We start from the raw sequence: 18,243 nt of genomic DNA, 5'->3' as shown, positions 1-18,243 counted from the left end.
GCGCATCCGGCGAGCGGCCGTCCGGGGGACCGTGCTCCCGGCGGCCGTGCCGCCGCGCGGAGTCAGGCCGCTGCGACGGCGTACGGGCGGCTACGCGGCCACGAAGGTGTGGGCCGCCTTGTCGTGCCAGCACTGGCGCCAGGGCTTGTCGAACAGGCACCACAGGACGCCGACGGCACCGATGACGAGGACGCCGGGGACGGCGTAGACGAGCCAGCGGCGCAGCGCCCGCCCGAAGGACGGGGGTTCGTGGCCCTCGATGTCCCGGACCTCGATGCCGCACACCTTCTTGCCGAGGGTGCGGCCCCACTTGGCGGTGGGCAGCGCGTCGTAGAGGACGCCGAAGAGGAGCAGGACGGCCAGGACGATCCCGAGGTAGCCCGTGGTCGTGCCGTCGAGCAGCCACACCGTGACGGTCTGGCCGGACCGCTTGGCCGCGTCGACCTTCTCGTTGATGTGGTCGATCGCCTTGGTGCCCAGCGGTACGGCGGCCACCGCGGTGACGGTCCCCAGGACCGCGGTGTCCACGATCCGGGCCAGCAGCCGCCTGCCGAGGCTCGCCGGGCGCGCCTCGGACTGTCTGCGGGCGGCGGCCTGGAACACGTCGTCCACCGGTGGCTTCCACGGCGCGACCGGCTGGCCGTCGGCGCCGGGGTCACCCGCGAGCCGGTGCACCTGCTGGGCCCAGGACGGCTGTCCCCCACCGGGGCCACTGGTGAGGGGTGTGGCGGCGGGGCCGGTGGACTGCTGGGGCACGGAGGGGGTGGAAGGGGTGGAAGGGGTGGAAGGAGTGGGAGGGGCGGCCGGAGCGGGGGTGGCCGGCTGCCGCACGGCGGCGGACTGGGCCGACTGGGCCGCCGCCTCCGCCGCGGCCTGGGCTGCCTGCCCTGCGCCGAAGCCGCCCCCGGCCCCGGCCTGGCCGGCGGCCGCGGGCGTGTCCGCCCCCGGTGCGCCGGTGGCCGGAGCCGTGCCCCCGGCTTGCGCCCCGCGCTGCGGCCCCGTGCGCGGGGCGGACGGGCGGAAGATCATGGTGCCCTCGGAAGGGGCGGGCTCTGCGGTGGCGTCGGGGTGACCGGTGCCGGCGAACTGCGCGCCGCTCGCCGGGGCCGCGGACGCGCCCTCGGCGCCGGTGGCCCGCGCCGGTCCCGTCGGGCGGCGGAACACCACGGTGCCGCCGGACGCGGGGGGTTGTGCGGCGCCGCCCGAATCCGCGGGCGGGATCGTCGCCGTGCCGTCGGCGCGGGCGGACTCACCGTCCGGCTGGACGACCGCGTCTCCCGGTTCGGCCGCGCGCGCCAGCCGCGGGTCGGCCGTCGGGGGCGCGCCCCAGGACACCCGCCGGTCCTGCTCGCCGCCGAAGCCGGACTGCCGGGAGCGGTCGGCGCCCCACGCGGCCGCGGGCTCGGGCCTGCTGCCGTGCTGTGCCTCGGCCGGGCTCACCCGGCGCGGCTCGGCGGCGGGTTGCGGGTCCTCGTCGAAGAAGTGCGGGCCGGTCTCCTCGGCGGGGGCCGGAGCGGGCGCGGGAACGGAGGCCGTCGGCCGGGTACCGGACGGCGGCGTGAGCGGTACGCCGTCGGAGGGCGCGGGACGGCTCGTACCCGGTACCCAGGAGGCACCGTTCCAGTACCGGACATATCCAGGAATGGAGGGGTCCGGGTAATACCCTTCACGGGGCCGGTCGTCACCGGGGGCCGGGGTTGGGGCGCTCATGTCCGTCGTCCCGTATCTGCTCGGGGGTTGTTGGGGGCTCCACATCTATCAGACGGGCGCGCCTGTCAGCGGCGCTCCCGCCGTACCCACCTCTTTCGGGCAAGGTTCCGCCACAAGCGGTCGCCGCCGGAACACGGCCTCGGAACGCCCGCCAAAAAACTTCTTCGAACCCGCGTAATGGTTCCGCGTGATCGCGCTCTCCACTCGTACGGGCCCGCCCTGAGGGCCCCGTACCCGAAGGGAAGGGCATCGGCATGCACACCGTGGTGGAACGCGAACTCGATCTCAAACTCGTCCTGTCGCCCGAACGCAGCATCCCCGTACCGGCCCGGCTCACCTACCGCTCCGACGACCCGTACGCCGTCCACATCACCTTCCACATCGGCTCCGACCATCCCGTCGGCTGGACCTTCGCCCGTGAACTGCTCGTCGAGGGGGTGTTCAGGCCGTGCGGGCACGGGGACGTACGGGTGTGGCCGACGAAGGTCGCGGGCCACAGCGTCGTCCTGATGGCGCTCAGCTCCCCGGACGGGGACGCGCTCCTCGAAGCGCCCACCGCGCAGCTGTCCGCCTGGCTGGAGCGCACCCTTCGGGCGGTCCCGCCGGGCTTCGAGGCTGAGCGGCTCGGCATCGACGAGGGCCTCGCCGAGTTGCTGGCCCCGACCCCGGACTGTCACGACGAACTGTGGCTGCGCGACCCGTGGCCGTCGGACGAGTCGAAGGACGCCGAGTGAACGCGCCGTGCGCCGGTGCCCTGCGGGCGGGCCGCGTCCGAGGACGAGCCGGCCGCCTTGCACTCCCTCCTCCACCAGGGCCGGCAGGCGTGCCTGGCCGAGTGCCCCTCGGCGAACGGCTAGAGCACCTTGCCCGGGTTCAGGATGCCCAGTGGGTCGAAGGCGGCCTTGATGCCGCGCTGCATCTCCACGCCCACCGGTCCGAGCTCGCGGGCCAGCCACTCCTTCTTCAGGACTCCGACGCCGTGTTCGCCGGTGATGGTGCCGCCGAGTTCCAGACCGAGGGCCATGATCTCGTCGAAGGACTCGCGGGCGCGCCGCGACTCGTCGGGATCGTTGGCGTCGAAGCAGACGGTGGGGTGGGTGTTGCCGTCACCCGCGTGCGCGCAGACCCCGATGGTCAGGGAGTACTTCTCGGCGACGCGCTCGATGCCTTCGAGCATGTCGCCGAGCCGGGAGCGCGGCACGCACACGTCGTCGATCATCGTGGTGCCCTTGACCGCTTCGAGCGCGGTGAGTGACAACCGCCGTGCCTGGAGGAGCAGTTCGGATTCCGCCGCGTCCTCCGCGGGGACCACCTGCGTCGCGCCGGCGGCCTCGCACAGGGCGCCGACGGCGGCCAGGTCGGCGGCCGGGTCGTGGGTGTCGAAGGCGGCGAGGAGGAGCGCCTCGGTGGTCTCCGGGAGGCCCATGTGGGCCAGGTCGTTGACGGCCTTGACCGTCGTACGGTCCATGAGTTCGAGGAGGGAGGGGACGTGCCCGCCCTCCATGATCCGGACCACGGCGTCGCAGGCGGCCCGCGCCGATCCGAACTCCGCCGCCAGCACCAGCTGTTGGGGCGGCTGCGGCTTGAGCGCGAGGATCGCCCGTACGACGATGCCGAGCGAGCCCTCGGATCCGACGAAGAGGCGGGTGAGGTCGTACCCGGCGACCCCCTTCGCCGTACGGCGTCCGGTGGACATGAGGCGTCCGTCGGCCAGCACCACGTCGAGACCGAGGACGTACTCGGCCGTCACCCCGTACTTCACGCAGCACAGGCCGCCGGAGGCCGTGCCGATGTTCCCGCCGATCGTGCACATCTCCCAGCTGGAGGGGTCCGGCGGGTAGTACAGACCGAGTTCGTTCACGGCGCGGGAGAGGGTGGCGTTGATGACGCCGGGTTCGACGACGGCGATCCGGTCGACCGGGTTGATCTCGAGGATGCGGTCCATCTTCACCAGCGACAGCACGATGCAGCCGTCGGAGGCGTTGGCGGCGCCGGACAGGCCGGTGCGGGCGCCCTGCGGGACGACCGGGACACGCAGCTCGGTCGCGATCCGCATGACGTGCTGGACCTGTTCGACGGTACGGGGCAGGACGACGACGGCAGGGGTGCCCGCCTCGCAGAAGCTCGCCATGTCGTTCGCGTACGAGGCCGTGATGTCCGGGTCGATGAGGACGGCCTCGGCCGGCAGGCCGCTCAGCAGGCGGTCCACGAGGTTGCCGGTGACTTCGTCGCGCGGGGCTTCGATACGGCTCATGATCACAGCGTCGCACTCGGGGCCATCGGTGTGAACCCCATCCGTGCGGGGCTTGGCGTGCCGGGGTGTGGTCTTCGTATTGACGCACAGTGAGCGGCATGGAGATCGAAGAGCGACAGCCGGTGCTCACGGGGCTCGCGCCCCAGGGTCCCTCCGGGCGGCGTCCCTCCGTCGCCAAGCACGTGCTGATCGGCCTGGTCGCGGGGTCCGTCGTCCTCGGCGGGGTGCTGGTGCTGCTGCCCTCGCAGCGGCGGACCACGGCGCCGCCGTCGGCGGGGCCGGTGGCGCGGGCGGGGACGGCGGCGGGGGCCGGGGCGCCCGCCGCGCTGCCCGATCTGGTGGCGCTCATCGGCGACCAGGAGGCCCATCTGCGGGCCCATCCGCGCGACGAGCGGTCGTGGGCGGTGCTCGGCGCGGCGTACGTGGAGCAGGGGCAGCGGACGGCCACGCCCGCGTACTTCCCGAAGGCCGAGCAGGCGCTGCGTACGTCACTGGAGACGAAACCGAAGGGGAACCTGACGGCGCTGGAGGGGCTGGCCGCGCTCGCCAACGCCCGCAACGACTTCCGGACCGGGCGGAAGTGGGCCGAGGAGGCGCTGAAGCTGGCGCCGAAGCGGTGGACGGCGTATCCGCTGCTGATCGACTCCTGCACCGGCCTCGGTGACTACAAGGCGAGCCGTAGCGCGCTGGAGAAGCTCCAGGCGGTGCACCACGGGCCGCCGGTGCTGGCCGAGGCCGCCCAGGTGTACTGGGACCGCGGCTGGCGCGAGGACGCGGTGGCCTCCCTCGCGGACGCGACGGCGGGCGCCACCGCTCCGGCTGAGCGGGCGACCTGGCTGGCGGAGTCGGGCCGGCTCGCCTGGGAGCGCGGGGACCGCGAGGAGTCGCTGCGCTACTACGAGGCCGCGCTGAGCAACGACCCCGACCAGCGCGGCGCGCTCGCCGGACAGGCGCGCGCGCTGGCGGCGCTCGGGCGTAGCGCGGAGGCGCTGCGTGCGTACCGGACGGCGCTGGCCCAGGAGCCCGATCCGCGGCACGCGCTGGAGCTGGGCGAGCTGTACGAGACGCTGGGGGAGCGTGACGCGGCACAGACGCAGTACGCCCTGCTGCGGGAGCGGGTGCGCACCGACAGCGCGGCGGGTGTCGACGACGAGCTGGTCCTCGGGCTGTTCGAGGCGGACCACGGCGATCCAGAGGAGGCGGTGCGCCGGCTGCGCGAGGAGTGGAAGCGCCAGCCGGGTGTCGCCGTCGCGGACGCGCTGGGGTGGGCGCTGCACCGGGCCGAGGAGGACGAGGAGGCGCTGAAGTTCGCGACGACGGCGACGGACAAGACGAAGGGCGGTGGCGTCCGCAGCGCGCTGTACGTCTACCACCGGGGGCAGATCGAACGCGAGCTGGGCCTGCTCGCGTCGGCGCGCCGCCACATCGCGGAGTCCCTCCAGATCAACCCGTACTTCTCCCCCGTCCTCGCCCCCCAGGCCCGGCACGACCTTGCCGCCCTCGGCGAGCCGCCCGCGGAGCCGCTGCCCGAACCGAAGGAAGAGGCTCCGGCGGAACCGGAGGGCGCGGCGGGGCCGCCGGGCACCGCCGTGAATCCGGCGAACCCCGCGGCCCCGCGGGCGCCCCGTCGACCCAGGGCACACGCACCGGCACCGGGTTCGGGACCTGCACCGCGGCGCACGGCGTCACACTGACGGACGACAGACGGCGGAGATCAGACATCAGACATCAGACATCAGAGGTCAGAGGTCAGAGGTCAGACAGCAGGCATCAGACGTCAGATGACAGATGACAGATGACAGATGACAAAAGATGTCAGATGACCGCGGATGAGCCCTACAGGTTGCCGCGCTTCTCCTGCTCCCGCTCGATCGCCTCGAAGAGGGCCTTGAAGTTGCCCTTTCCGAAGCCCATCGAGCCGTGCCGCTCGATGATCTCGAAGAAGACCGTCGGCCGGTCCTGGACCGGCTTGGTGAAGATCTGGAGCAGATAGCCGTCCTCGTCGCGGTCGGCGAGGATCTTCAGCTCGCGCAGGGTGTCGACGGGGACCCGGGTGTCGCCGACCCACTCGCCGAGGGTGTCGTAGTACGAGTCGGGCGTGTCCAGGAACTGGACCCCGGCCGCGCGCATGGTGCGTACGGTCTGCACGATGTCGTTGGTGTTCAGCGCGATGTGCTGGACGCCCGCGCCGCCGTAGAACTCCAGGTACTCGTCGATCTGGGACTTCTTCTTGGCGATGGCGGGCTCGTTGATCGGGAACTTGACCTTGAGCGTGCCGTCGGCGACGACCTTCGACATCAGCGCGCTGTACTCGGTCGCGATGTCGTCGCCCACGAACTCCTTCATGTTCGTGAAGCCCATGACCTTGTTGTAGAAGCCGACCCATTCGTTCATGCGGCCGAGTTCGACGTTGCCGACGCAGTGGTCGATGGCCTGGAAGGTGCGGTGGGCGGGCGGTTCGACGATCGGGGCGGCGGCGGTGAACCCGGGGAGGTACGGGCCGTCGTAGCCGGTGCGTTCGACGAGCGTGTGCCGGGTCTCGCCGTAGGTGGCGATCGCGGCGAGGACGACCGTGCCGTGCTCGTCCTTGAGCTCGTAGGGCTCCGCGAGCGGGCGGGCGCCGTGCTCGACGGCGTACGCGAACGCGGCGCGCGCGTCCGGGACCTCGATGGCGAGGTCGACGACCCCGTCGCCGTGCGCGGCCACGTGCTCGGCCAGGAAGTGGCCCCAGGTGGTGACGGGCTTGATGACGGAGGTGAGGACGAAGCGTGCCGAGCCGTTCTCGAGGACGTACGACGCCGTCTCGCGGCTGCCGTTCTCCGGTCCGGAGTAGGCGACCAGCCGCATGCCGAAGGCCGTGGAGTAGTAGTGCGCGGCCTGCTTGGCGTTGCCGACGGCGAAGACGACCGCGTCCATTCCCTTGACCGGGAAGGGGTCTGCCTGCCGGACGGTGTCGGGAGTGAGGTGTGTGGTCTGCGTCATGGCCGCAGACTCTCTCCGTTCCACAAGGTGCGCAATAGTTTGCGGCAGAGCTGGACAATATGCTCAGCAGAATGCCCATGCCTGCGGGCGTTCTGTACATGATGACCACCCGGGAGAGCGACATGGCGATCGACCACCTGGACGGCCGGCTCATCGTGCTGCTGGCCGAGGAGCCACGCATCGGCGTGCTGGAGATGTCCCGGCGGCTCGGGGTCGCGCGCGGCACCGTGCAGGCCCGGCTTGACCGCCTTCAATCGAATGGAGTCATCCGGGGATTCGGTCCGCAGGTGGATCCGGCCGCGCTCGGCTACCCCGTCACGGCCTTCGCGACGCTGCAGATCCGGCAGGGACAAGGCACCGACGTACGGGCGCATTTGGCGACCGTCCCCGAGGTGCTGGAGCTGCACACGACCACCGGCAGCGGCGACATGCTGTGCCGCCTGGTGGCCCGCTCGAACGCCGATCTCCAGCGTGTGATCGACCGGGTCGTCGGTTTTGATGGCATCGTCCGGGCCTCCACGGCGATCGTCATGGAGAACGCCGTCCCGCTGCGGATCATCCCGCTGGTGGAGCAGGCGGCGACCGAGCACTGACCGACGACCGGGGAGGTGGCGTGAACTTCTGGCAGTACCTGAGCAGCCGCCATCAGCAGCTGCTCACGGACGCGTACCAGCACGCCAGCGTGGTCTTCCAGTGCATGGTCGTCGCGACGCTCATCGGTGTGGTGATCGGCGTCGTCACCTATCACAGCGACTGGGCGGGCGGCGTCGCCACGATCACCACCTCCACCATCCTGACCATCCCGTCGCTCGCCATGATCGGTCTGCTGATCCCGATCGTGGGTCTGGGAGTGCCGCCCACGGTGATCGCGCTGACGCTGTACGGGCTGCTGCCGATCGTGCGCAACTCGATCGTGGGCCTGCGCGGGGTCGACCCCGCGCTGGTGGACGCGGCGAAGGGCATCGGCATGTCCGGTCCGGCCCGGCTGCTGAAGGTCGAGCTGCCGCTGGCCTGGCCGCCGATCCTTACCGGCATCCGGGTCTCCACGCAGATGCTGATGGGCATCGCGGCGATCGCGGCGTACGCCTCCGGCCCCGGCCTCGGCAACGAGATCTTCCGCGGTCTCGCGTCCCTGGGCAGCAGGAACGCGCTCAACCAGGTGCTCGCGGGCACGATCGGGATCATCATCCTCGCGCTGCTGTTCGACGCCGCGTACGTCCTCGTCGGACGGCTGACCATTCCGAGGGGGATCCGTGCCTGAGACGACCGAGGCCGCACGGCCGCCGGAGGGCGCGCACACCCCCACGACCGGCGCCACCATCGAGCTGGAGAACCTCACCAAGCACTACCACGGCAGCCGGGACCCCGCCGTGGACAGCGTCAACATGGAGATCAAGGCGGGCGAGCTGGTCGTCTTCGTGGGCCCGTCGGGGTGCGGCAAGTCCACCACGCTCAAGATGATCAACCGGCTGATCGAGCCGAGCAGCGGCCGCATCCGCATCAACGGCGAGGACGTCACCGACATGGACCCGGTGAAGCTGCGCCGCAAGATCGGCTACGCCATCCAGGCGTCCGGGCTCTTCCCGCACATGACGGTCGCCCAGAACATCGCCCTCGTACCGAAGATGGTCGGCTGGTCGAAGTCGCGGATCAGAGCGCGCGTCGAGGAGATGCTGGACCTGGTCGGCCTCGACCCGGCCGAGTTCCAGGGACGTTATCCGCGCCAGCTCTCCGGAGGCCAGCAGCAGCGCGTGGGCGTGGCCCGGGCGCTCGCGGCCGACCCGCCGGTGCTGCTGATGGACGAGCCCTTCGGCGCCGTGGACCCGATCACCCGCGACCACCTCCAGGACGAGCTGATCCGGCTCCAGCGCGAGCTGCACAAGACGATCGTCTTCGTCACCCACGACTTCGACGAGGCGATCAAGCTCGGTGACCGGATCGCGGTGCTGCGCGAGCGCTCGCACATCGCGCAGTTCGACACCCCGGAGGCGATCCTCACCAACCCGGCGGACGACTTCGTGTCGGGGTTCGTGGGCGCGGGCGCCGCGCTGAAGCGGCTCAACCTCACCCGCGTACGGGATGTGGAGATCACCGACTATCCGACGGTCACCGTGGACGATCCGCTCCAGGAGATCTTCAACAGGCTCAGAAGCAGCGGCACGAACGAGATCCTGCTGCTCGACCGGCGGGGCCGCCCCTACAAGTGGCTGCGGCGCGGCGATCTGATGCGGGCCAGGGGTTCGCTGGCGCGGGCGGGCACGCTGGTGCACGACACGGTGACCCGCGACGCCACGTTGCGGGACGCCTTGGAGGCGGTGCTCACGGACAACACGGGCCGGGTCCCGGTCACCGGGCGGCGCGGCGCGTACATCGGTGTCGTCGACATGGAGACGCTGATGAACTCCGTGCACGAGCTGCTGGAGGAAGACCGGCTGGAGGCGATGGAACACCAGCACGAGCTGGAGGAGGCGCGCGCCCAGCAGACCCACTTCGAGCAGGAGGGCGCGGGCGGCGGGGAGGCGAAGGCGTGAACACTCCCCCGCCCAGGAAACAGCCCAGGGAACGGCCCAGGGAACGGCCCAGAAAACAGCCGAGGAAACAGCCCAAGGAACGGCCCGAGGAACGGCCCGAGGGCGAGCACGAGGTGAAGGGGCTCGCCTTCCGGGACGACGGCGAGTTCTCCCCGGGCTCCGGGGACTTCCCCGAGGACTTTCCCGAAGGCCTTCCCGAAGGCCTTCCCGGGGACGGTGAAGGCGGGATCGAGGGAGAGGCCCCGCCTCCGAAGGACGTCCTCAGGCGCCGGATCACCTGGCAGAAGCTGACCTTCCTGCCGCTGGTCCTCGCGGCCCTGCTGCTGGCCACCTGGCTCTGGTTCCAGCAGGCCCGGCTGGACCCGATCTCCGAGAACGCGCTGTCGAACGGCCAGGTGCCGAAGGCCCTGTGGCAGCAGATCCGGCTGACCGCGATCTCCACCTTCTTCGTGCTGGTCATCGCGATCCCCCTGGGCATCCTGCTCACCCGGGCGACGTTCCGGAAGGCGACCCCGGTCGCGATGACACTCGCCAACATGGGGCAGGCCACGCCCGCGATCGGCCTGCTGGCCCTGCTGGTCATCTGGCTGGGCACCGGCCAGCGGGCGGCCCTGATCGGTATCACCGTCTACGCCATCCTGCCGGTCCTCTCCAACACGATCGCGGGCCTGAAGGCCAACGACCCGACCCTGCTGGAGGCGGCCCGTGGCATCGGGATGTCCCCCCTGGGGGTGCTGTCCCGCATCGAACTCCCGCTGGCCGTACCGCTGATCCTCGCGGGCGTACGGACGGCCCTGGTCCTGAACGTGGGCACGGCGACCCTCGCCACCTTCGGCGGGGGCGGCGGCCTCGGTGTCCTGATCACCACCGGCATCACCACCCAGCGCATGCCCGTCCTGGTCCTCGGCTCGATCCTCACGGTCTCACTGGCCCTGCTCGTGGACTGGCTCGCCTCCCTGGTCGAACTGCTGCTCAGACCGCGCGGGCTGGAGGCGGGCTCATGAGACGTACGAGTCCCGTGGCCGCCGCGAGACGTACGGGCCCCGCGCCCGCCGCGAGGCGTACGTGTCCGGTGCTGGCCGGGGCGCTGGTCCTGGCCTCCGGCTGCGGGCTGACCAGCGGCTCCCCCATGGTCGACAACGTCGCGCCCGGCTCGGTCGGGCAGGGGCAGCCGCTCAAGGGCGCCCATCTGACGGTGACGTCGAAGGAGTTCACCGAGCAGCTGATCCTCGGCGCGATCATGGGCATCGCCTTCCAGGCGGCCGGCGCGGACGTCCTCGACCGGACGGGCATCCAGGGTTCGATCGGTGCGCGGGAGGCCGTCAAGAGCGGGGACGCGGACGGGATGTACGAGTACACGGGCACCGCCTGGATCACGTACCTCGGCAACAGCAAGCCCATCCCCAACCCGCAGCGGCAGTGGCAGGCGGTGCGCGACGCCGACCGGAAGAACGGGCTGACCTGGCTGCCGCCGTCCGCGCTCAACAACACGTACGCGCTCGCCATGAACCAGGCCAACTTCAAGAAGTACGGCACGAAGACGCTCTCCGACGTGGCCGCGCTGTCCAGGTCGGACCCGGGCGCGGTCACGCTGTGCGTGGAGAGCGAGTTCGCCAACCGGGCCGACGGGTTGCCGGGCATGGAGAAGGCGTACGGGATGAGCCTGCCCGCGAAGAACATCACGCAGATGGACACCGGGATCATCTACACCCAGGTGGCGAAGGGGAGTTGCACGTACGGGGAGGTGTTCACCACCGACGGGCGCATCAAGTCGATGAACCTGGCGGTGATGGAGGACGACAAGAAGTTCTTCCCCAACTACAACGCGGCGCCCGTGATCAACTCCAAGGCCCTGAAGAAGTACCCGGCGATCGCCCAGGTCCTGGACCCGATCACCAAGAAGCTCGACAACGACATGGCCCGGACCCTGAACTCCAAGGTGGACGTCGACGGGCAGGATCCGCATCAGGTGGCGCTGGACTGGATGGAGCAGGAGGGGTTCGTCAAGGGAGGGTGAGCGGGGCGGGACCTTCCAAAGAAGTGGTTGCAAAGAAACCCTTGCAAGCATTTCTTTGCAAAGCTACCTTTGGATGCATGGAAGAGCCCACGGAACCGCTGCCTCAGGAACGACAGGTCCGCACCCTCGACGCCCGCACGCTGCGCGGCATCGCCCACCCCCTGCGCATGCAGTTGCTGTACGCGCTGCGGCAGCGGGGGCCCGCCACCGCGTCGATGCTCGCCGAGCGGCTGGGCGAGTCCAGCGGGGCGACCAGCTACCACCTGCGGCAGCTGGCCACGCACGGCTTCGTCGAGGACGCACCCGAGCGGGGCAAGGGCCGTGAGCGCTGGTGGCAGGCCGTCGAACAGGGCTTGATCTTCAACGCGAACCTGCTCAAGGACGGCGACCCGGCGGTGCGCGGAGCGGCCGACACGTACCTGCACGAGGTCGCGACCACGCACACGCGTGAGCTGTCCACTTGGCTGGGTACGCGCGCCGACTGGTCCGAGGACTGGTACCGGGCCAGCGACATGAGCGACTGGACCCTACGGCTGACGGCCGCGCAGTCCCGTGAACTCATCGAGAAGATGCACGGCCTGCTCGAAAGCTACCGGCCCCTCGCCCGCGCCGAGGACGACCCCGACGCGGAGCAGGTCCGCATCCACACTCACGCCTTCCCCTTCACGCAGGACCGAACGGAGACGCACCCATGACGCACGCCGAGACCCATCTCGCCCTGCACCACACCCGCGCCGCCGAGCTCCGGGCCCAGGCCGAAGCCCACCTCCTGGCCGCCTCCGCCCGGCGCCCCGGCGAACTGCGCACCCGCCTCGGCTGGACCCTCGTGGAGGTCGGCCTGCGCCTCGCCGCCGCGCCCCGCGTCGCCGTCGCGCACCAGCTGCCGGCAGCGAGCAGCTAGCAGCTGGGGACCGAGCCCTTCCCCTTCTCCAGGGAGACCAGCGCGTCGACCGCGCCCTTGAGCGTGGTCACCGGAACCAGTCGCAGCCCCTTGGGCAGTTCCGACTTGGCGTCCGAGCACTCCGCCTTCGGGACCAGGAAGACCGTCGCGCCGTCGCGCCGGGCGGCCTGCGTCTTCAGGGCGACCCCGCCGACCGCGCCGACCTTGCCGTCGGCGTCGATCGTCCCCGTACCCGCGACGTTGCGACCGCCCGTGAGGTCGCCGCCGCTGCCGTCGCCGTCCAGCTTGTCGATGATCCCGAGCGTGAAGAGCAGTCCGGCGCTGGGGCCGCCGACGTCGGCCAGCTTGAGCGTGACCTTCACGTCGTTCTTCTCGTGCAGATAGGACAGGGCCGCCTCGGTGGCCGTGTCCTGGGACTTCTTCATCTCGTCCGCGTTGTGCTGCTCGATCTCCTTGACGGAGTTCCCGCTCGGGTAGACCGAGTCGCGCGGCATCACGGCCCGGTCCGTACGGAACCAGCCGTCGATCACGTCGCCGAGGCTGACGCTCGCGTCCGGCCCGGTCGCCTCGATCGTCGTCATCCGCAGCTGCCCGCTCGTCTCGCGGGTGGGCGCTCCACTGATCGTGATCACGGGGTCGCCCTTGTTCTCGCCCAGGACGTTCGCCGTCATGCCCGGCTGCGCCACGGAGAACGGCAGCGGCGCGAACGCCGCCGTGGCGAGCAGGGCCACGACGGGAACGGCGCAGACGGTGATGGCCTGGAGGCGTGTGAGGCGAGAGAGCACAGGATCAATCTAACGTCACCGCTCGGCGCGGCCTCCGTACAGGTCCCGCCGGGCGGTGGTGAAGCGGCGCAGCGCCTCCGGCAGCGGCTCGGTCCCGATGCCCGGGGTGCGCGGCACCGGCAGATGACCGTCCTCAAGGACGAAGGGCTCGGTGATGTCCTCGGCGAAGTAGCGGCTGGAGGCGGAGGTGTCACCGGGGAGGGTGAAGCCCGGCAGGGCCGCCAGGGCCAGGTTGGGTGCGCGGCCGATGCCCGTCTCCAGCATGCCGCCGCACCAGACCGGCACCCCGTGCGCGTGGGCGACGTCGTGGACGCGGCGCGCCTCGAGGTAGCCGCCGACCCGGGCGGGCTTCACGTTGACGACCCGGCAGGCGTCCATGGCGATGGCGGAGGCGGTGTCGCGGGCGCTGTGCAGGGACTCGTCGAGGCAGACGGGGGTGGCGACGCGCCGCTGGAGCCGGGCGTGCGCGTGGAGGTTGTTCTCCTCCAGCGGTTCCTCGATGAGCAGCAGTCCGAAGGCGTCGAGCCGGCGCAGGTGCTCGGCGTCCGCGAGCGAGTACGCCGTGTTGGCGTCCACCTGGAGCGGCAGCGCGTCCCCGAAGCGCTCGCGCACGGCCCGTACGGGCTCCATGTCCCAGCCGGGTTCGATCTTCAGCTTGATCCGGACGTACCCGTCGGCGAGATAGCGCTCGACGTCGTCGAGGAGCGCCGGGACGCAGTCCTTGATGCCGACCGACACCCCGGCGGGCACGCGGTCGTGGACGGCTCCGAGGTAGGTCGCGAGCGACATGCCGTGCGCGCGCAGCTCGGCGTCGAGGACGGCCGTCTCCAGGGCCGCCTTGGCCAGCTCGTGTCCCTTGATCTTCGCCATCGCGGGGGCGAGCGCGGCGGCCGTGAGGTGCGGGAGGGCGGTCACGCGCGGCAGCAGGAAGTCGCGGAGCACGATCTCGGCGCCGGCCACGAACTCCGAGCAGTACAGCGGCTCGGGGTCGGCGGCGAACTCCGACCAGCCCTCGGCCGCGTCCGTGACGACGTGCAGGAGGAAGGTGTCCTTCGTCGTCATGGTCCCGAAGGAGGTACGGAAGGGGGTGACGAGGGGCAGCGCGATGTGGACGGCTTCGACGCGTTCGAGTTTCATGCGGCGCCTTCCGTCGCGGGGCGGGTGAGGGTGTACCAGCCGTCGCGGGACATCGCCGTGGCGACGTATCCCTCGGCGAAGGCCTCCGTGAAGACCGCGCGGACGGCGTGGCGCCAGCGCAGCGCGAGCACCGGATCGGCGGCGCGCAGCTTGACGATGTCGTCCGGGACCCGGCACCAGATGTGCCGGTCGGAGGTATCGCGGCGGGCGAGGAAGGCGTCGTCGGGGGCGCGGTGGGTGGCGGGCGCGGCGTCACGGTCGCCGGTCTCCCGGGGCGTACGGGGCGCGGCCAGATCCCAGGTCACCGTCAGCCGGTCGCTCTCGTCCCCGTCGTTCACCCCGTCCGCCATGGGCCCGTAGAAGTCGACCAGGTACTCCGTGCCGGTGGCCCCCAGCTTGACCAGGTTGAAGCGGGCGTTGCGGCCGACCAGCGGATCGAAGGTCCAGCGCATGGTGCGGGCGCCGTGCTCCAGGGCCCAGGCGCGCTGGGCCTGCTTCACGGCGCATCCGAGCCCGCGATCGGCCGCGGCGACCAGGGAGTACGCGTGGTGCCGCCCCGGCTCTCCGAACACGGCGACGGCGGCTCCGGCCAGCCGTGTCCCGTCGTACGCGGCGTGCACCGCGCCCCCGGCGTGCACCAGGCTGTGCAGCACCTCCGCCGGATAGGGCGGGCTGCTGCGGGGCGTCTGCCAGACGTCGCTGAAGAGGTCGGCCACCGCGGCGATCCCGGCGACGTCGTGCACGGTACGGATGCTCACTTCCTCGGTCATGGACCGAGTGTCGAAGCTCGCGGCGGCGCCCGCGTTGTACATGTGGACAACACGTGCGTACGTTCCTTATGAGATCGGCCAACCACGTCCAATCGGCCAACTACGCTCGCCGGGGACCGGCCGACCACCCTCGTCATCCGCATCCCATCATCCCCATCGACATCGCCATCGCCATCGCCATCGCCATCGCCGGGAGGAGCCGCGTGGACGCCTGCACCCTCGGTGACCTGCTGGACGTCGTCGGCGGCCCCTCCGTACGGCTGCACACCGCGCCCGCCGGGCTCGCCGTGCCCGTCACCGAGGCGCTGCTGTACGACGCCCACGCGCCGCTGACCCGTGCGCCCGGGGCGCTGCTGCTCGCGGTCGGGGTGCGGGCGTCCGCGGCGGGGCCGCTGGCTCGGGCGGCTGCGGAGGCGGGGATGAGCGGGCTGGTCGTACGCGGCCCGGACGGTCCGCTCGCGGAGGCGGAATCGGCGGGTGTGGCCCTGCTGTCCGTGGACGAGGACGCCGCCTGGCATCACGTGCACCTGCTGCTCGCCTCCGCGATCGGCGCACGGCCGTCGAGTGCCGGGAGCGGTCTGGGGGACCTGTTCGCGCTGGCCGACGCGGTGGCCGCGGCCGTCGGCGGCGCCACCGCGATCGAGGACCCGCGGCAGCGGATCCTCGCCTACTCGACGGTTGCCGGGCAGCCGGTCGACGAGGACCGCCGCACGGGCATCCTCGGCCTCCAGGTGCCAGGGAGCCCCGCCAACTCGGAGCAGTACCGGGTGCTGTTCGCGGCCGGGGACGTGGTCCGGCTGCCCGCGTTGGAGGGCAGCGACAACCTGCCGCGGCTCGCCGTCGCCGTCCGGGCCGGCGGCGAGACCCTCGGCTCGCTCTGGGTCGTCGACGACGGCGGCCTCGCGCCGGACGCCGAGGAGGCCCTCGCCCAGGGCGCGTCCACGGCGGCGCTGCTCCTGCTGCGGGCCCGCGCCGCGCAGGAGCTGGCCCGCCACCAGAACGGCGACCTGCTGCGCCGCCTGCTCGACGGCACCGCGGACCCGGCGGGCGCCGCCCACCGCCTGGGCATGGGCCTCGGCCCGGACGGAAACCCGGCGCCCGTGCGCGTGGCCGCGTTCGTCCTGGACTCCAGTGTCTCGGCGGCGGACGTCGAACAGACCGGGCTACGGCTCCTGGACCTCGTACGCCTCCAGTGCGAGGCGCGCTACGGGCGGCACGCGGGTGTCCTCGTCGACGGCGTGGTCTACGCGCTGCTGCCGGCGCCCGGGGAGCGTGGCGGAGCGCGCCATAAGCGGCTGGCGGAGGACATCGTGGGGCGGGCCGGGCAGGCGCTGCGGGTGCCCGTACGGGCCGGGCTGGGGGACGTGGTCTCCGGGATCGCGGAGGTGCGGGACTCCCGGGACGACGCCGACCTCGTCCTGCGGGTCCTGGGCCCCGAGTTGCCGGTGGCGACCGTGGAGGAGGTACGGCCGCGCGTCACCCTGCTGCGACTGACCCAAGTCCTCGGCGAACGGCGGGAGTTGAGCGCGGGCGGGTGGCGGCGGGTCCTCGCGCACGACGCCGAGCACGGCACCGAGTACGCGCGTACCCTCGTCGCCTGGCTGGACGCGGGCTGCGACATGGCGGGCGCGGCGCGGCTGCTGGCCGTGCACGCCAACACCTGCCGCTACCGCCTCCGGCAGGCCCGAGGGCAGCTCGGCATCGACCTCGACGATCCCGACGAACGGCTGGTGCTGTGGCTCCAGTTGAGGACGCTGGGCGGGCTCGGCAGCCGCGGCTGAGCCGCCCTTCGGGCCCGGCCGTCAGTTGGCTTCCACCTCCTCGAAGACCTCCGGCATGCGCGTCAGCACCCGTACGCACGTCCGCACGTCCTCGTCGGTGAGGTCGCCGCCCACCCGCTTCAGCAGCGCGCTCTCACGGGTGATCACCGCGTCGATGGCCGTTCGACCGTCGCCGGTCAACCGGATCAGCGAGGACCACTGGTGCGCGGGGTTGGCGCTGGCCTCGACCAGGCCGTGGGCCGCCGCCTCGTTGACCATCCGCTGCACGAACTGACGGCTGAGCGCCTGCGAGCGTCCCATCTGGGGGACCGTCAGGGGTCCCTGCGCGCGCAGGAGATCCAGGACGGCGCGCACACCGATGGACAGGCCTTCGACCGGCTCGTTCAGCTCCACCTTGCGGGTCACGCGCCGGTACAGGGGCCCCAGCACGGCGAGCACCTCGCAGAGGCGGGGGCGAGGTCGTCGGGCGGGAGCGGCTTGCTGGTGTCGGTCACGGAAACAGGATGCGGGGAGCGGGGCGCCGACTCAGGCCGGTGCGGAGCGTCAGCGCAGCGCGTCCGCGACCTCCCGGGCCGCGTCCATGACCCTCGGCCCCACCCGTTCCGGCACGGAGTCCGCGAGCATGACGACACCGACGCTGCCCTCGACCCCGGTCACCCCTATCAGGGGAGCCGCGGCCCCACTCGCGCCCGCCTCCAACTCCCCGTGCGTGAGCGTGTATCCCGGGGCGTCCGCCGGCCCGGGCTGCCGGGCGGCGAGGATCGCGCGGCCCGCCGCGCCCCGGTCCAGCGGATGACGGAACCCGGCGCGGTAGGCGACGTGGTAGTCCGTCCACGTCGGCTCCACGACGGCGACGGCGAGCGCCTCGGTCCCGTCGACGAGCGTGAGATGGGCCGTGGCCCCTATGTCCTCGGCCAGCGCGCGCAGCGCCGGCAGCGCCGCCTCCCGTACCAGCGGATGCACCTGACGCCCCAGCCGCAGTACCCCCAGCCCGACCCGGGCGCGACCGCCCAGATCCCGGCGTACGAGCGCGTGCTGCTCCAGCGTGGCGAGCAAGCGGTACACAACGGTTCGGTTGACGCCCAGTTTGTTCGAAAGCTCGGTGACGGTCAGCCCGTGGTCCGTGTCGGCGAGCAGCTTGAGGACACGCAGTCCCCGGTCGAGCGTCTGAGAGGTCTCCGCGGTCACGACGCCCACTCCTTAGTGGTGAGGTCGGCGGCCCCTCGCGGCGGTTGCGTCTCCGAGTCCCGTCGGCGACGCGCTTCAGAGGCCGCCGTCGGCTGACAACCCGGGCTCTTCCCGGGCGGAGTCGCTACACGGCTGCGCTCCGCGGCGGCGCTGCCACGGGGCGTGTGCGTAGCGGGACAGTAGCGAG

At 71.9% G+C, this 18,243-nt stretch carries 17 protein-coding genes and 1 pseudogene; 10 read left to right on the top strand and 8 right to left on the bottom strand.

What is annotated here, in order from left to right:
- Nucleotides 1-90: 90 nt before the first annotated feature.
- Entirely contained in the window at nucleotides 91-1,710 is a 1,620-nt protein-coding gene (locus ACIQTP_RS00575; protein WP_403394916.1) for an RDD family protein, read from the bottom strand.
- Between the two features lie 254 nt (nucleotides 1,711-1,964).
- On the opposite strand from ACIQTP_RS00575, the gene ACIQTP_RS00570 reads away from it, so the two are divergent.
- Entirely contained in the window at nucleotides 1,965-2,444 is a 480-nt protein-coding gene (locus ACIQTP_RS00570; RefSeq protein WP_403394914.1) for an SsgA family sporulation/cell division regulator, read from the top strand.
- Nucleotides 2,445-2,563: 119 nt separating this feature from the next.
- Here the strand turns inward: ACIQTP_RS00570 and ACIQTP_RS00565 are convergent, their stop codons facing one another.
- The gene (locus ACIQTP_RS00565; RefSeq protein ID WP_403394912.1) at nucleotides 2,564-3,970 is read right to left on the bottom strand and encodes an FAD-binding oxidoreductase; all 1,407 of its coding nucleotides are present in this window, start codon (nucleotides 3,968-3,970) and stop codon (nucleotides 2,564-2,566) included.
- 92 nt (nucleotides 3,971-4,062) lie between these two features.
- On the opposite strand from ACIQTP_RS00565, the gene ACIQTP_RS00560 reads away from it, so the two are divergent.
- Nucleotides 4,063-5,658: a tetratricopeptide repeat protein gene (locus ACIQTP_RS00560; RefSeq protein ID WP_403394910.1), complete on the top strand. Its 1,596-nt coding sequence runs from the start codon at nucleotides 4,063-4,065 to the stop codon at nucleotides 5,656-5,658.
- Between the two features lie 142 nt (nucleotides 5,659-5,800).
- Here the strand turns inward: ACIQTP_RS00560 and hppD are convergent, their stop codons facing one another.
- Nucleotides 5,801-6,946 (bottom strand): 4-hydroxyphenylpyruvate dioxygenase, encoded by a 1,146-nt coding sequence (gene hppD / locus ACIQTP_RS00555; RefSeq protein ID WP_403394909.1) that lies wholly within the window; start codon nucleotides 6,944-6,946, stop codon nucleotides 5,801-5,803.
- A 122-nt stretch (nucleotides 6,947-7,068) separates the two neighbouring features.
- Between hppD and ACIQTP_RS00550 the strand changes: the two genes are divergently transcribed.
- From ACIQTP_RS00550 to ACIQTP_RS00520, 7 genes are all read left to right on the top strand, one after another.
- Nucleotides 7,069-7,539 (top strand): Lrp/AsnC family transcriptional regulator, encoded by a 471-nt coding sequence (locus ACIQTP_RS00550; RefSeq protein ID WP_403396041.1) that lies wholly within the window; start codon nucleotides 7,069-7,071, stop codon nucleotides 7,537-7,539.
- 20 nt (nucleotides 7,540-7,559) lie between these two features.
- On the top strand, nucleotides 7,560-8,207 hold the full coding sequence (locus tag ACIQTP_RS00545; protein ID WP_403394907.1) for an ABC transporter permease: 648 nt from the start codon (nucleotides 7,560-7,562) through the stop codon (nucleotides 8,205-8,207).
- Entirely contained in the window at nucleotides 8,200-9,477 is a 1,278-nt protein-coding gene (locus ACIQTP_RS00540) for a betaine/proline/choline family ABC transporter ATP-binding protein (RefSeq protein WP_403394905.1), read from the top strand. Before ACIQTP_RS00545 ends, ACIQTP_RS00540 begins: the two co-directional genes overlap by 8 nt.
- Before the next feature lie 113 nt (nucleotides 9,478-9,590).
- A complete protein-coding gene (locus tag ACIQTP_RS00535; RefSeq protein WP_403396038.1) occupies nucleotides 9,591-10,481 on the top strand; it encodes an ABC transporter permease in 891 nt (296 codons plus the stop codon).
- Nucleotides 10,478-11,494 carry a glycine betaine ABC transporter substrate-binding protein gene (locus tag ACIQTP_RS00530; protein ID WP_403394904.1) on the top strand — a complete coding sequence of 339 codons (1,017 nt, stop codon included), beginning with the start codon at nucleotides 10,478-10,480 and terminating at the stop codon, nucleotides 11,492-11,494. Before ACIQTP_RS00535 ends, ACIQTP_RS00530 begins: the two co-directional genes overlap by 4 nt.
- A gap of 77 nt (nucleotides 11,495-11,571) precedes the next feature.
- The gene (locus tag ACIQTP_RS00525; RefSeq protein ID WP_403394902.1) at nucleotides 11,572-12,189 is read left to right on the top strand and encodes an ArsR/SmtB family transcription factor; all 618 of its coding nucleotides are present in this window, start codon (nucleotides 11,572-11,574) and stop codon (nucleotides 12,187-12,189) included.
- Complete coding sequence (locus tag ACIQTP_RS00520; RefSeq protein WP_403394900.1) at nucleotides 12,186-12,395, top strand: hypothetical protein; 210 nt, start codon at nucleotides 12,186-12,188, stop codon at nucleotides 12,393-12,395. Before ACIQTP_RS00525 ends, ACIQTP_RS00520 begins: the two co-directional genes overlap by 4 nt.
- Here ACIQTP_RS00520 and ACIQTP_RS00515 read toward each other — a convergent pair.
- The 3 genes from ACIQTP_RS00515 to ACIQTP_RS00505 are packed head-to-tail and all read right to left on the bottom strand — an operon-like array spanning nucleotide 12,392 to nucleotide 15,087.
- Nucleotides 12,392-13,180 carry a PDZ domain-containing protein gene (locus ACIQTP_RS00515; RefSeq protein ID WP_403394898.1) on the bottom strand — a complete coding sequence of 263 codons (789 nt, stop codon included), beginning with the start codon at nucleotides 13,178-13,180 and terminating at the stop codon, nucleotides 12,392-12,394. The two genes, ACIQTP_RS00520 and ACIQTP_RS00515, sit on opposite strands and share 4 nt — an antisense overlap.
- A 15-nt stretch (nucleotides 13,181-13,195) precedes the next feature.
- The gene (gene menC, locus ACIQTP_RS00510) at nucleotides 13,196-14,317 is read right to left on the bottom strand and encodes an o-succinylbenzoate synthase (protein WP_403394896.1); all 1,122 of its coding nucleotides are present in this window, start codon (nucleotides 14,315-14,317) and stop codon (nucleotides 13,196-13,198) included.
- Nucleotides 14,314-15,087 (bottom strand): chorismate synthase, encoded by a 774-nt coding sequence (locus ACIQTP_RS00505; protein ID WP_403394894.1) that lies wholly within the window; start codon nucleotides 15,085-15,087, stop codon nucleotides 14,314-14,316. Before ACIQTP_RS00505 ends, menC begins: the two co-directional genes overlap by 4 nt.
- A gap of 203 nt (nucleotides 15,088-15,290) precedes the next feature.
- On the opposite strand from ACIQTP_RS00505, the gene ACIQTP_RS00500 reads away from it, so the two are divergent.
- Entirely contained in the window at nucleotides 15,291-16,868 is a 1,578-nt protein-coding gene (locus ACIQTP_RS00500) for a PucR family transcriptional regulator (protein ID WP_403396036.1), read from the top strand.
- A 21-nt stretch (nucleotides 16,869-16,889) separates the two neighbouring features.
- On the opposite strand, the pseudogene ACIQTP_RS00495 reads toward ACIQTP_RS00500, so the two are convergent.
- Together ACIQTP_RS00495 and ACIQTP_RS00490 are read right to left on the bottom strand one after the other, a co-directional pair.
- Nucleotides 16,890-17,362, bottom strand: a pseudogene (locus ACIQTP_RS00495) (MarR family winged helix-turn-helix transcriptional regulator).
- Nucleotides 17,363-17,411: 49 nt separating this feature from the next.
- Nucleotides 17,412-18,056: an IclR family transcriptional regulator gene (locus ACIQTP_RS00490; protein WP_101408088.1), complete on the bottom strand. Its 645-nt coding sequence runs from the start codon at nucleotides 18,054-18,056 to the stop codon at nucleotides 17,412-17,414.
- Nucleotides 18,057-18,243 lie beyond the last annotated feature (187 nt).

Origin of the sequence: Streptomyces sp. NPDC090798, from assembly GCF_044768965.1 — a bacterium.
Classification (GTDB): domain Bacteria; phylum Actinomycetota; class Actinomycetes; order Streptomycetales; family Streptomycetaceae; genus Streptomyces.
This window is presented reverse-complemented; position numbering and strand designations above follow the sequence as displayed.